Here is a 13,950-nt window from a genome sequence, read left to right as displayed (position 1 = left end):
TCGAAGGGGCGCAGCCCCTGGGGACGGGACGGGTAGGGGCGGCGGGGGCGAGGAAAACGGCGAGGAAACCCGGCCGGGATGAAATCCGCCCCCCACGATGTTGCCGCCTTGCGGAAGCGCCGTACGACGAGAAGAGGACACGCGTGGCCACGCAACGGGGGGAGCAATCCAAGGGGACCGAGCCCGCCGGCTGGGCACACCGCCTCGCCGCCTACGCCTGGCGCTACCCCAAGGACGTGATCCTCGCCCTCGGCTCCTCCCTGGCCGGCATGGCGCTGATGGCCCTCGTCCCCCTGATCACCAAGGTGATCATCGACGACGTCATCGGCGACAAGACCCGCGACATGGCCCCCTGGGCCGGCGCCCTCATCGGCTCCGCCGCCCTCGTCTACGTCTTCACCTACATCCGCCGCTACTACGGCGGCCGCCTCGCCCTCGACGTCCAGCACGACCTCCGCACGGAGATGTACGGCACGATCACCCGCCTCGACGGCCGCCGCCAGGACGACCTGTCCACGGGCCAGGTCGTCGGCCGCGCGACCAGCGACCTGCAGCTGATCCAGGGCCTGCTCTTCATGTTGCCGATGACCATCGGCAACTTCCTCCTCTTCCTGATCTCCCTCGTCGTCATGGCGTGGCTGTCGCTGCCCCTCACCCTCGTCGCCCTCGCCGTGGCCCCCGCCCTGTGGTGGATCGCCGAGCGCAGCCGCGTCAAGCTCCACCCGGCCACCTGGTACGCCCAGGCCCAGGCCGCCGCCGTGGCGGGAGTGGTCGACGGCGCGGTCAGCGGTGTACGCGTCGTCAAGGGCTTCGGACAGGAGGAGCAGGAAACCGGCAAACTGCGCGAAGTCGGCCGCCGCCTCTTCGCGGGACGTCTGCGCACCATCCGCTTCAACTCCAAGTACACCCCCGCGCTCCAGGCCGTCCCCGCCCTCGGCCAGGTCGCGATGCTGGCGCTCGGCGGCTGGCTGGCGGTGCGCGGCAACATCACGCTGGGCACGTTCGTCGCGTTCTCCGCGTACCTCGCCCAGCTGGTCGGCCCGGTCCGCATGCTCGCCCTGGTCCTCACCGTCGGGCAGCAGGCGCGGGCCGGCACCGAGCGCGTCCTGGAGCTGATCGACACCGAGCCGACGCTCACCGACGGCACCAAGACCCTCCCCGCCGACGCGCCCGCGACGGTCGAGTTCGACGACGTGTCGTTCGGGTACGACGACGGGCGCCCCGTCCTCCAAGGTCTCTCCTTCGAGATCCGCCCCGGCGAGACCCTCGCCGTGGTCGGCGCGTCCGGCTCCGGCAAGTCGACCGTCTCCCTCCTCCTCCCGCGCTTCTACGACGTGACCCGGGGCGCCGTCCTCATCGGCGGCCAGGACGTCCGCGAACTGACCTTCGACTCCCTCCGCGCCGCGATCGGGCTCGTCCCCGAGGACTCGTTCCTCTTCTCCGACACCGTCCGCAACAACATCGCGTACGGCCGCCCCGACGCCACCGACGAGCAGATCGAGACGGCCGCCCGCACCGCCCAGGCGGACCGTTTCATCGCCGAGCTCCCCGACGGCTACGACACCAAGGTCGGCGAACACGGCCTGACCCTCTCCGGCGGTCAGCGCCAGCGCATCGCCCTCGCCCGCGCCATCCTCACCGACCCCCGCCTTCTCGTCCTCGACGACGCGACCTCGGCGGTGGACGCCCGCGTGGAGCACGAGATCCACGAGGCGCTCACGCACGTCATGGCGGGCCGCACGACCCTCCTCATCGCCCACCGCCGCTCCACCCTCGGCCTCGCCGACCGCATCGCCGTCCTCGACGAGGGCCGCCTCGCCGACCTCGGCACCCACGAGGAGCTGGAACACCGCTCCGCCCTCTACCGCCGCCTGCTCACCGACCCCGACGAGCTGGGCGGTGTCTCGCCCGGCCACGTCCAGCCGTCGCAGCCCGTCGAGGAGATGTCGATACGGGACGAACTGGACGCCGAGTTCGACGTCGAGCGCGGCATCACCCCCCGGCTGTGGACCGGCGACCGGGAGCCCAGGGACACCGCCTTCGACGGCACCCCCGCCACCCCCGAACTCCTCGCCCAGGTCGAGGCGCTGCCCCCGGCGACCGACATCCCCGCCATCGACGAGGCCCGCGCGGTCGCCCCCGAGGACTCCTACGGCCTGAAACGCCTCCTGCGCGGCTTCGGCCTGCCCCTCCTGATCAGCCTGGCCCTGGTCGCGACCGACGCCGGCATGGGCCTGCTGCTGCCCGTCCTGATCCGCAACGGCATCGACGACGGCGTCTCCCAGGCGGCCCTCGGCGGAGTCTGGGCCGCCTCCGTCCTCGCCCTGCTCTCGGTGCTCGCCCAGTGGGCGGCCCAGGTCGGCGAGATGCGCATGACCGGCCGTACCGGCGAACGCGTCCTCTACGCGCTCCGCCTGAAGATCTTCGCCCAGCTCCAGCGCCTCGGACTCGACTACTACGAGCGGGAGTTGACGGGCCGGATCATGACCCGGATGACGACCGACGTCGACGCGCTGTCGACGTTCCTCCAGACCGGCCTGGTCACGGCCTTCGTCTCCGTCGTCACCTTCTTCGGCATCATGGCCGCCCTCGTCGTGATCGACGTACAGCTCGCGCTCGTCGTCTTCGCGACGCTCCCGCCGCTGATCGTCTGCACGGTCTTCTTCCGCCGGGCGAGTGTGAAGGCGTACGAACTCGCCCGTGAGCGGGTGGCCGTGGTCAACGCGGACCTCCAGGAGTCGGTGGCCGGGCTGCGGATCGTGCAGGCGTTCCGCCGCGAGCGCGACGGCGGCGAGCGGTTCGCGGCCGGCAGCGACAGCTATCGCAAGGCGCGCGTCCACGGCCAGTGGCTGATCTCGATCTACTTCCCGTTCGTGCAGTTCCTGTCGATGGTGGCCGCCGCGGCCGTCCTGATCGCAGGCGCGCGCCGGGTCGACGCGGGCACCCTCACCACCGGCGCCCTGGTCGCGTACCTCCTCTACATCGACCTGTTCTTCGCCCCCGTTCAGCAGCTCTCCCAGGTGTTCGACGGCTACCAGCAGGCCACCGTCTCCCTCGGCCGCATCCAGGAACTCCTCCAGGAGCCCACGTCGACGAAGGCCGCCGCCGAGCCCCAGAAGGTCCGCTCCCTGCGCGGCGACATCACCTTCGAGGGCGTCGACTTCGCGTACGGGGCCGCCCTCGACGGAGAAGCGGCCCTGAGCGGGGTCTCGTTGACCATTCCTTCAGGCCAGACGGTCGCCTTCGTGGGTGAGACGGGCGCGGGCAAATCGACCCTCGTCAAACTCGTCGCCCGCTTCTACGACCCCACCGCCGGCCGCGTCACGGTCGACGGCACGGACCTGCGCGACCTCGACATCACGTCGTACCGCCACCGCCTGGGCGTCGTCCCGCAGGAGGCGTACCTCTTCCAGGGCACGATCAGGGACGCCATCGCGTACGGCCGCCCCGACGCCACCGACGCCGAGGTGGAGGCCGCCGCCCGTGCCGTCGGCGCCCACGACATGATCGCCACCCTCGACGGCGGCTACCTCCACGAGGTCGCCGAACGCGGCCGCAACCTCTCGGCCGGCCAGCGCCAGCTGATCGCCCTGGCCCGCGCCGAACTGGTCGACCCCGACATCCTGCTCCTCGACGAGGCGACCGCGGCCCTGGACCTGGCCACGGAAGCCCAGGTCAACCAGGCGACGGACCGCGTGGCCGGCCGCCGCACGGCCCTCCCGTCGCCCGACCACCACCCCTCATCGAGCGCTTACGCGCGCACCACCTTGATTGTCGCCCACCGCCTCACCACCGCCGCCCGCGCCGACCGCGTCGTCGTCATGGCCGACGGCCGGGTGGCGGAGGACGGCACCCACGACGAACTCCTGGCCCGGGACGGCCGGTACGCGGAACTGTGGCGGACGTTCGTGGGGGAGCCGGTGCTGAAGCCGTAGCGACCGTCCTCGGCGGGCCCCGACACCCGGCACGCAACCTTCGGCGCACCTCCCGCGTCCGTACATCAGTACGGGGCCGTGTGGTGGGAGGGGCAGCAGTGGGCAGGGGAGCGAGGGGAGCGATACGCCGGCCGATGGCGCTCGCGCTGGCCGTACTGACGGCGGCGGGGCTGCTGACGCTGGCCGGACCGACGGGCAGCGCCGAGGCCGTCACCCCGTCCTGCACCGGCCGCAAGGTACGGACCCTGACCTTCGACGCCGGAACCGTGCGGGTCTACCGCAAGGGCACCCGGTACGTCTGCGCCGTGCTCGTGCCCAAGAAGCGGGCCGGGAAGAAGCCTTCCAAGGCGGTCCTCCGTATACGGCCGTGGCGCGGCGAGTGGGTGCGCAACGCCAAGCACCTAGCCGGCCCCGTGACCGTCCATGCGGGCCGCCGCTGCGTATGGATCCACGCACGGGTCGGCACGAAGAACTACGACTCGGGCTGGATCCTCCGCTGAGCGTGAGCGTGAGCGTGAGCGTGAGCGTGAGCGTGAGCGTGAGCGTGAGTCTGAGCGTTGGCGTGGGCCTGAGCCCTCACCGAACCGTCGCCCCACACAGGGTTTTCCCTATCTCCGGCCGCTACAAGGCCAGTTGACCCGTCCTCCCCTGGTGCCCCAGCAACCCGCTCGGATAGCTTCCGGCGCATAGCTGCCGCACAGGGGAGAGACGTATGCGCAAAGCACTCACATGGGTGCTGTCGCTCGTGGTGCTCATAGGCACGTTGAGCACGGCGGGGGCGGCCACCGCCGCTGAGCCGGACACCGCTGACATCAAGGACCGACTGCTCGCGATACCAGGCGTGAGCCTGATAGAGGAGAAGCCGTACCCCGGCTACCGTTTCTTCGTCCTGAACTTCACCCAGCCGGTCGACCACCGGCGCCCGTCCAAGGGCACCTTCCAGCAGCGGATCACCGTGCTGCACAAGGACACCAGCCGCCCCACGGTCTTCTACACCGGCGGCTACAACGTCTCCACGACCCCCAGCCGCCGTGAGCCCACGCAGATCGTGGACGGCAACCAGGTGTCGATGGAGTACCGCTTCTTCACCCCGTCCCGCCCCGACCCGGCCGACTGGACCAAGCTGGACATCTGGCAGGCGGCGAGCGACCAGCACCGTATCTTCAAGGCGTTCAAGAAGATCTACGACAAGAAGTGGGTCTCCACGGGCGGTTCGAAGGGCGGCATGACCGCCACGTACTACGAGCGCTTCTACCCCAAGGACATGGACGGCGTCGTCGCCTACGTCGCCCCCAACGACGTGGTGAACAAGGAGGACTCGGCGTACGACGAGTTCTTCGGACACGTCGGCACGAAGGAGTGCCGCGACCGGCTGAACGCGGTGCAGCGCGAGGCGTTGGTGCGCCGGGAGCCGCTGGAGAAGAAGTACGCGGAGTACGCCGCCGCCGAGGGCCTCACCTTCAACACCGTCGGCAACCTGGACAAGGCGTACGAGGCGGTCGTCCTCGACTACGTGTGGGGCTTCTGGCAGTACAACCAGCTGGCCAACTGCGACGACGACACCCTGATCCCGAAGGACGCCAAGACCGCCACGGACGACGAGATCTGGACGTCCGTCGACACGATCGGCGGCTTCGCCTCGTACAGCGACCAGGGCCTGGCGCCGTACGTCCCGTACTACTACCAGGCGGGCACCCAGCTGGGCGCGCCGACGATCGTCTTCCCGCACATCGAGAAGAAGTACATCCGCTACGGCTACCAGCCGCCGCGGAACTTCGTGCCGCGGGACATCAAGATGAAGTTCCAGCCGTACGCCATGCGCGACGTCGACACCTGGGTCCGCAACAACGCCCAGCGCATGCTCTTCGTGTACGGCGAGAACGACCCGTGGGGCGCCGAGCCGTTCCACCTGGGCAAGAAGGCCCGTGACTCGTACATCCTCACGGCCCCCGGCGCCAACCACGGCGCCAACGTCTCCCGTCTCGTCGACTCCGACAAGGCGCTGGCCACCGCCCGCATCCTGGAGTGGGCGGGCGTCGCCCCTGCCACGGTCCAGGACGACCCGAGCAAGGCGAAGCCGCTCGCGAAGTTCGACTCCAAGCTTGACAAGCGGGACATCGAGAAGGAGATGACGCTGAGGCCGTAACGCCGTTGAGGTGAGGGTGAATTGAGCCCCCGGTGCCGCTGTGAAGCGGCACCGGGGGCTCACTGCCTCTCACCGCTCCCCGGTGTCCTCGGTGTCCAGACTCACCCAGCCCGCCTTCGACGACGGGACGTAGACGATGCCGCCCGCCACCATCGGCTCGGTGTCCAGGCCCGTGTCGAAGCCGCTGTCGTCCTCGACGGTCGGCACGCTGTGCCGGTAGAGCAGCTTGCCGGTGCGGGAGTCGAAGACGGCGACGCCGCGAGTGTTGGCGACGTAGACGCGGTCGCCGGCCTGGACGGGGGGTGCGTCGGCCGGGCCCCGGCCGGGCATGGGGCGGCGCCACAGCTCGGTCCGCTCGACCGTGTCGACGGCGACCAGTTCGCCGCCCGTCTGGTTGGGGGCCACGAACAGCACCCGGCCGGGCGTCACCGACAGCTCGGGTGCCCCGATCTGACCGCCGCCCAGGGTCGCGTCGACCTCGGTGCGCACGCCCTTGGCGTCGGCGGCGAGTTTCTGGCTCAACAGGGCGCTCTCCGCGTCCTCGTCGTTCACCGCGATGCAGTACAGCCGGGTCGCGCCGTCCTCCTCCAGCAGCGCCTGGCTGCCGGGTTCGCAGGGCGCGGCCAGCTTGAACGCGGCGACCTCCTCGCCGCTGCCGGTGTCCACGACCGTGTCGAAGTCCTCGCCGAGCCCGTCGCTGCCGACGCCGGTGAACACATGGAGCCGGTCGCCGACGATCCGCAGCGCGGGCGGATGCCCGGTGCCGGTCTCGGGGTTGGTGCGCGCCTGCGCCGACCAGGCCTCCCGGCCCGTGCGCGCGTCGACGGCGACGACCAGGCCGCTGTGGTCGACCACGTAGACGCGTTCGCCGTCGCCGATGAGCCGCTGGGTGAGCAACGCCACCGCGTAGCGCCACTTCACCTTGCCGTCGGCGAGCGAGAGACCGATGAGACGGTCGCCGATGTTGACGATCGCGGTGTCGCCGACGACGACCGGGGTGTTCTGGCCGTACGACGACGCCTCGTCGGTCCGCCACAGCTCCTTGCCGGTCGCGGCGTCGATCCGGACCGTGCGGTCGCCGACGCACACCAGGGACGACTCGGCGTACACGCAGTCGCTGTTCTGGAGGTTGTACTGCCACTGCCGCCAGCCGTCCGGGCGCCGTTCGGGGCTGTCGTGGTACGTGAACGTGAAGCCGCCGGAGCCGGACTGTGTGCTCGCGTACGGGGCTGAGCCCTCCGGCTGGGTGACGGCGCGCGCGGTCCGGCCGGGCGTGGCGCTCGGGCTGTTGGCGGAACCCGAGCCGCCGCCGTCCCCGTCGCCGCGCAGCCCGTACAGCAGTCCGCCCGACAGCGTGGCGACCACCACCACCGCGGCGGCCACGGCGAGGACGAGCCGCCGGCGCCGCCGGGGTGGGGGAGTGGGGGCGGAGCCGACGTCCGCCGTCACGGGGGTGATGGGCGGCGGCGAAGCGCGCAGCACCACGGTGTCCGGGGAGTCGGGGCCGGCCGGGTAGGACGTGTTCTGCAACAGGACGAGCAGCTCGTCCGCGTCCGGGCGCTCGTCCGGCTCCTTGGCCAGACAGCGCTCGACCACCGGCAGCAGCCAGTCGGGCACCCCCTCCAGGTCCGGGGGCTCATGGACCAGCTGGTAGGCCACCGCGTACACGTCCGTGGCGTCGAACGGCACATGCCCGCTCGCCGCGTACGTCAGCACCGAGCCCAGCGAGAAGATGTCGCTGCGCGGCCCGACGTCCTTCTGGGCGCGGATCTGCTCCGGCGACATGAACGGCGGGGTGCCCACCGTGACCCCCGTGCCCGTGGGCATGTCGGCGTCGGCGGCGCGCACGATGCCGAAGTCGATGACCCGGGGGCCGTCGGAGGCGAGCAGGACGTTGGCCGGCTTGAGGTCGCGGTGCACTATGCCGGCGCGGTGGATGTCGCGCAGCGCCTCGGCGAGACCGGTGCCGAGCCGGTACAGCTCCTCGCCCGCCAGTTCGGGCCCCAGCTTGATGCGCTGGTCCAGCGGCTGCCCCGGTACGTAGAGGGTGGCCATCCAGGGCGGGTCGGCATCCGGGTCGGCGTCCACGACCGGCGCGGTGAACGCCCCGCTGACCTGCCGCGCTGCCGTGACCTCGCGCCGGAAACGGCGCCGGAAGTCGGGCTGGTGGGCGAGATTGCCCCGGATCACCTTGATGGCGACCTGGCGGCCGGAGGGGGACGTACCGAGAAAGACGTGGCCCATTCCGCCGGAGCCGAGAACGGAGTCGATGCGGTAACCGGGAATCTCCGGCAACTCCTCCTTGTCCGGAGCGCCTTGAGGATCCTGGGCCATCGTCCCCCCACCGTCGTCACCGTCGTCACGGCCGTCGTCGTACGGACCGTGAGCGGATGATATCGATCCGGTACGGCGAGCACGGAGGGATGTTCGGCCAGAATGGCGCTTGACTCAGAACTCGGCAGCGGCCGAACTCGGCGGCGGCCGTTCGGCATTCAGACGGGCGCGGCGCATCCCACCGGTTTGCCGCCGCCCAACTGCACATACAGATCGGTCGAGTCGGGGCACTGCGGCTTCGTCTCGACCGCCGCCGTGACCTGGTACTCCGGGGCGCGCTCGCCCTTGCCGTCGCAGGCGGTCTCGCGGACCTCACCGCGTCCGGCGCTGTAGACGCAGTCGCCGACGATGGTGCGGGGGCCGCCCCCGCCGCCGGGATCACCCGGGTGCGGCGGCTCCAGGTTGCGCATACAGGCGTAGCCCTGGGGCACGGAACCGTCGCCGTCCTCGTCCCCGCCGCCGGAGGGCCTGGACTCGCTGATGTGGAGGACGAAGTCGGTGGTCGCCGGACAGGGCGGCCCCTGCGCGACCCGGCCGTCGTGCCGGGCCACGACCCGGGCGGCGGCGCGCTCGCCGGCGCAGGGCACCTCCGTGAAGCTGCTCGTCCCGAACGAACTGCACTCGTCGATCCCGAGGAACACCGTCCCGTAACCGGCCGTCCGGGTGGGCGCGGTGGTGGTCGTTCGCTCCGTGGGCTCCTCGCCCGCACCGCCGTTCAGCGCCTGGCAGCCGGAGAGCAGCGCGATGGCCAGGGCGACGCTCCCCGAGATCCCCGACAGCCTCGTACGCACCCCTCGCATGGCCACCCCCCGACCAGCGTGACCCGCCCCGGGGGGCCACGCCAGACGTATCGTGCGCTTTGCGAATGTTGGTGGGGTTGTGCCTGGTCTGTGACGTAGGTCTAGTACGTCAGTCCGTGCCCGATCGGATACAGCACCTGCGTGGGATCGTCGGCCCGCTGCACCGGCACCGGCAGCTTCCCACGCGGTGTCACCCGCCCGGCCAACACCCTTGCCGCCGCCCGCACTTCGACATCCGTCCAGGAGTAGGACGCCAAGTACCCCTTCACATCAGGTAGTTGGGCAACGTCGTACGGATTGCGGACGGCGACGGCGGCGACGGGCACCCCGGTGGCGAGGAGCCGGTTCACGAGAGTCTTCTGTGCGGCGTTGACGTTGTAGGTGGCGACTACGACTGCGTTCATGTTCTCTGTTGCGGCGACCGCCTGGTCGATGACGGTCTGCGCGGGTGTCGTACCGGTGGACAGCCGGGTGGTGGTGAAGCCGAGGGAGGCGAGCTCGGCGGCGAGGACGGCCGTCGGCGGTCCGGTGGTGCCCGACGGGGAGGCCGGATCGGCGCCGACCACGAGCACGTTCACGTGTGTACGACGGGACAAAGGCAGCAGCGCCCCCTCGTTGACCAGGAGTGTCGTGGTCCGCTCGGCGATCCGGTCGGCGGCGTCGAGATGCCGCGCGATCCCCACCACCCGGTCGACGCCCGCGTCACTGACGTACGGCTGCCGGAACAGCCCCAGCCTCGCCTTGAGCCGCAGGATCCGGAGGATCGACTCGTCGAGGCGGGCCTCGGTCAACTCACCGCCGCGTACGGCGTTGAACACCGCGTTCCACGCCAGGTCCAGGGAGGGCGGGTTGAGGAGTTGATCGACACCGGCCTTGAGTGCCAGCACGGGAACCCGGTCGTCGCCGTACTTCTCGCGTACGCCCTGCATGGCGAGCGAGTCGGTGACGACGACGCCGTCGTAGCCGAGTTCCTCGCGCAGTATGCCGGTGAGGATGGGGCGGGAGAGGGTGGCCGGGTCGCCGGAGGGGTCCAGGGCGGGGACCATGATGTGCGCGGTCATGATCGAGTCGATCCCGGCGCGGATCGCGGCCCGGAACGGCGGCGCGTCGAGGGCCGTCCACTGTTTCCTCGTGTGCTCGATGACGGGGAAACCGTAGTGACTGTCGACGGCGGTATCCCCGTGCCCCGGGAAGTGCTTGGCGGTCGCCGCGACCCCGGCCCCCTGATACCCCTTCACCTGCGCGGCGACGAGCCCTGAGACCGCCTGCGGATCGGCCCCGAACGACCGTACGCCGATGACCGGGTTGGCCGGATTGACGTTCACGTCGGCGACCGGCGCGTAGTCCTGCCGGACCCCGAGCGCCCGCAACTCGGCCCCACCGATCCGCCCGGCCTCACGGGCGTCTTCGTGCGAACCGCCCGCCCGTCTCCCACCACCACCCTTCTGACGAAGCGCTTCGCGCCCTTTTTCTCCTGCGCCGAGGGCCATCGCCCCCGGCAGCAGCGTGGCGGGCTTGCCGATCCTGGCCACGATCCCGTGCTCCTGGTCGGTGGAGATCAGGACGGGCAGACCACGGGGAAGGCCGAGTGAGGCGCGCTGGATCCCGTTCGACAGCCCGGCGATCTGGTGCGGGTCACGGGTGTTGTGCGCCCAGGAGAAGTAAATGATCCCGCCGACCCGGTACTTCGCGAGCAACTCGGCGGCCGTACGGACACCGATCTCCTTGAGGTTGGCATCGATGTCGGCCTGGTCCGGCGCGGTAGCCGAGTGCCCGTAGACCCGCATCACGAAGAGCTGCCCGACCTTCTCTTCGAGGGTCATACGGGAGACGAGGGAGCGGAGCGCCTTGTCGTCGACTCTGTCGGCATGTGCGTTGGTGCTGATGCCCAGGGCGGCGGTGACGCCTGCCGTGGCGGCGAGAACGGTACGTCTGGAGGGCACGTCGCTCCTTCCGGAAATGAACCGGAGATGAACCGCTGAGGAGACGCACACTAGCCCAGCCAAAGCCGACGACAAGGGGCCGCCACCGGCGCTGTCGGAGGGGGGCGCGCCGGTGACGGCGTGCTGCCGGCCGCAGGCGGCGGAGAGGGTTGGTCAGCGATCGCAGCCAGCAGCGAAGCCGACGGTCCGCTCTGCGGAGACTCACCCGACAGCATGGCGTTTGGACGGGGCGGGCCGGGGCTGGGTTCCCGGGAATCGGCGGAATCCCGGAAGTCGGTACGGGTGAGAGTGACGGTGCGCGGGAGAGCTCGGGGGGCAGGGGTGCGTTGGCGGGTGCGGATTGTGGTGGGCTTGTCGCGCAGTTCCCCGCGCCCCTGAAAAGGCAGGGGCTGCGCCCCGTGCTTTTCGGCCCGCAGGGCCGTGTCTTTCAGGGGCGCGGGGCTGTGTCGATGTGCGGCTCCGCCGCGTGGGCGCGACAAGCCCCCACCCACCCGCACCCGCGAAACAACCGAACCCCCCGAACTGGAAGGCGGGCTTCACCCGGACGGGGGTCCACTTGCCGGACGTTCCAGCAAAAGACCGGCCCCCGCGTCAGCATGACCGCATGCCCCTCGTCAACATCCCCGGTTCCAAATCCATCACCGCCCGCGCCCTCTTCCTCGCGGCGGCCGCCGACGGTGTCACCACCCTCGTACGCCCCCTGAGGTCCGACGACACCGAGGGCTTCGCCGAGGGTCTGGTGCGGCTCGGGTACCGGGTGGGCCGTACCCCGGACGCGTGGCAGGTCGACGGCCGCCCGCAGGGCCCGGCGGTCACCGAGGCGGACGTCTACTGCCGGGACGGTGCCACCACCGCCCGCTTCCTGCCGACCCTGGCCGCCGCCGGCCACGGCACCTACCGCTTCGACGCCTCCCCCCAGATGCGCCGCCGCCCCCTCGCCCCGCTGACCCGGGCCCTGCGCGACCTCGGCGTCGACCTCACCCACGAGGAGGCCGAGGGCCACCACCCCCTGCGGATCGCGGCGAACGGCGTCACCGGCGGCGACGTCACCCTCGACGCCGGCCAGTCCTCCCAGTACCTCACCGCCCTGCTCCTCCTCGGCCCGCTCACCCGTGAGGGCCTGCGCATCACGGTGACCGACCTGGTCTCGGAGCCGTACGTCGAGATCACCACGGCGATGATGCGGGCGTTCGGCGCGGATGTACGACGGGAGGGCCGCACCTACGTCGTAGCCCCCGGCGGCTACCGCGCGACGACGTACGCCATCGAGCCGGACGCCTCCACGTCGAGCTACTTCTTCGCCGCGGCCGCGCTGACCGGCGGCGAGGTCACCGTCCCCGGCCTCGGCACCGGCGCGCTCCAGGGCGACCTGCGTTTCGTGGACGTCCTGCGGCGGATGGGCGCGAGGGTCGAGGTGGGGGAGGACCGCACGACCCTCACCGGTACCGGCGAACTGCGCGGCCTCACCGTCAACATGCGCGACATCTCCGACACCATGCCGACCCTCGCCGCGATCGCCCCCTTCGCCTCCGGCCCGGTCCGCATCGAGGACGTCGCCAACACCCGGGTCAAGGAGTGCGACCGCCTGGAGGCCTGTGCGGAGAACCTCCGACGGCTGGGCGTGGAGGTCGCCACGGGCCCCGACTGGATCGAGATCAGGCCCGGTGCGCCGCTGACCCCCGGCACGGACATCAAGACATACGGCGACCACCGCATCGTGATGTCCTTCGCCGTGACGGGGCTTCGGGTGCCGGGCATCACGTTCGACGACCCCGGATGCGTACGGAAGACGTTCCCGGACTTCCACGAGGCGTTCGCGGAGCTGAGGCGAGAACTGCCGGGTGGGCGGGGCTGAGTCCCTTGCTAACCTCCCGGCCATGACTGCCTCCGAGCCCACCATCGTCGCCACCTCGGGCGGCCACCGCCTGGGGGACCGCACCCGGGTGACCTTTCACTCGCTGGTGCATCACGCGGTGGAACTGTCGGGGGTCGACGGGCGCCGCCCGAAGGTCATGTACGTCGGTACGGCCGTCGGCGACTCCGAGCACATGACAGCCCGCATGAGCGAGGCCGCGCGGGTGGCGGGATTCGACCTGACCCCGCTCGCGTTCTTCCCGATGCCCAACATCGAGGACATCGAGGCGGCCGTCCTCGAACAGGACGTCGTCTGGGTCATGGGCGGCTCGGTGGCCAACCTGCTCGCCGTCTGGCGCGTCCATGGCCTAGACGCGATATTCCGGCGCGCCTGGCAGTCCGGGGTCGTACTCAGCGGCGTCAGCGCGGGCTCCATCTGCTGGTTCCAGGGCGGCACGACGGACTCCTTCGGCCCCCAACTCCGCCCGGTGACCGACTCATTGGGCTACCTCCCCTACGGCAACGGCGTCCACTACGACTCCGACGCGGGCCGCCGTCCCCTGGTCCACGACCTCGTTGCCACCGGCACACTCCCCGAAACCCACTGCACCGACGACGGCGTCGGCCTCGTCTACCGAGGCACCCACCTGGCCGAGGCCGTCACGGAACTCCCGGGCAAGGCCGCGTACATAGTCCGCCGGACGCCTGCCGGCGCGACCGAGGAGAGAGTTGAGCCCCGCCTCCTCCCGGAACCCCGGCGTTAGCGGTCGGCCGGGTTTCGCGGGAGAGCTCGGGGGGCGGGGGTGCGTTGGCGGGTGCGGGTGGTTCGTGGTTGCTCGCGCCCACGCGGCGGAGCCGCATATGTCACAGCCCCGCGCCCCTGAAAAGCAGGGGCTGCGCCCCATGCTTTTCGGCCCGCAGGGCCGTGTCTTTCAGGG

The 13,950-nt window shown here is 71.0% G+C and carries 8 protein-coding genes; 5 read left to right on the top strand and 3 right to left on the bottom strand.

What is annotated here, in order from left to right; all coding sequences use genetic code 11:
* The first annotated feature begins 143 nt into the window (after positions 1–143).
* From F3T56_RS34495 to F3T56_RS34485, 3 genes are all read left to right on the top strand, one after another.
* A complete protein-coding gene (locus F3T56_RS34495) occupies positions 144–3,935 on the top strand; it encodes an ABC transporter ATP-binding protein (RefSeq protein WP_149829285.1) in 3,792 nt (1,263 codons plus the stop codon).
* A gap of 134 nt (positions 3,936–4,069) precedes the next feature.
* Complete coding sequence (locus F3T56_RS34490) at positions 4,070–4,435, top strand: hypothetical protein (RefSeq protein ID WP_149829284.1); 366 nt, start codon at positions 4,070–4,072, stop codon at positions 4,433–4,435.
* Between the two features lie 212 nt (positions 4,436–4,647).
* The gene (locus tag F3T56_RS34485) at positions 4,648–6,081 is read left to right on the top strand and encodes a S28 family serine protease (protein ID WP_149829283.1); all 1,434 of its coding nucleotides are present in this window, start codon (positions 4,648–4,650) and stop codon (positions 6,079–6,081) included.
* Between the two features lie 69 nt (positions 6,082–6,150).
* Here F3T56_RS34485 and F3T56_RS34480 read toward each other — a convergent pair whose 3' ends face one another.
* The 3 genes from F3T56_RS34480 to F3T56_RS34470 all read right to left on the bottom strand — a co-directional run bounded on the left by F3T56_RS34480 (position 6,151) and on the right by F3T56_RS34470 (position 11,158).
* Positions 6,151–8,415 carry a protein kinase domain-containing protein gene (locus F3T56_RS34480; RefSeq protein ID WP_149829282.1) on the bottom strand — a complete coding sequence of 755 codons (2,265 nt, stop codon included), beginning with the start codon at positions 8,413–8,415 and terminating at the stop codon, positions 6,151–6,153.
* Positions 8,416–8,573: 158 nt separating this feature from the next.
* Complete coding sequence (locus F3T56_RS34475) at positions 8,574–9,215, bottom strand: hypothetical protein (protein ID WP_149829325.1); 642 nt, start codon at positions 9,213–9,215, stop codon at positions 8,574–8,576.
* A gap of 101 nt (positions 9,216–9,316) precedes the next feature.
* Positions 9,317–11,158, bottom strand: coding sequence for a glycoside hydrolase family 3 protein (locus tag F3T56_RS34470; protein ID WP_149829281.1), 1,842 nt, complete (start codon positions 11,156–11,158; stop codon positions 9,317–9,319).
* 604 nt (positions 11,159–11,762) lie between these two features.
* Between F3T56_RS34470 and aroA the strand changes: the two genes are divergently transcribed.
* Together aroA and F3T56_RS34460 are read left to right on the top strand one after the other, a co-directional pair.
* The gene (gene aroA / locus F3T56_RS34465) at positions 11,763–13,013 is read left to right on the top strand and encodes a 3-phosphoshikimate 1-carboxyvinyltransferase (RefSeq protein WP_149829280.1); all 1,251 of its coding nucleotides are present in this window, start codon (positions 11,763–11,765) and stop codon (positions 13,011–13,013) included.
* 22 nt (positions 13,014–13,035) lie between these two features.
* Positions 13,036–13,776: a Type 1 glutamine amidotransferase-like domain-containing protein gene (locus F3T56_RS34460; protein ID WP_149829279.1), complete on the top strand. Its 741-nt coding sequence runs from the start codon at positions 13,036–13,038 to the stop codon at positions 13,774–13,776.
* Positions 13,777–13,950 lie beyond the last annotated feature (174 nt).

Source organism: Streptomyces tailanensis, from assembly GCF_008386495.1.
Lineage (GTDB): Bacteria > Actinomycetota > Actinomycetes > Streptomycetales > Streptomycetaceae > Streptomyces > Streptomyces tailanensis.
This window is presented reverse-complemented; position numbering and strand designations above follow the sequence as displayed.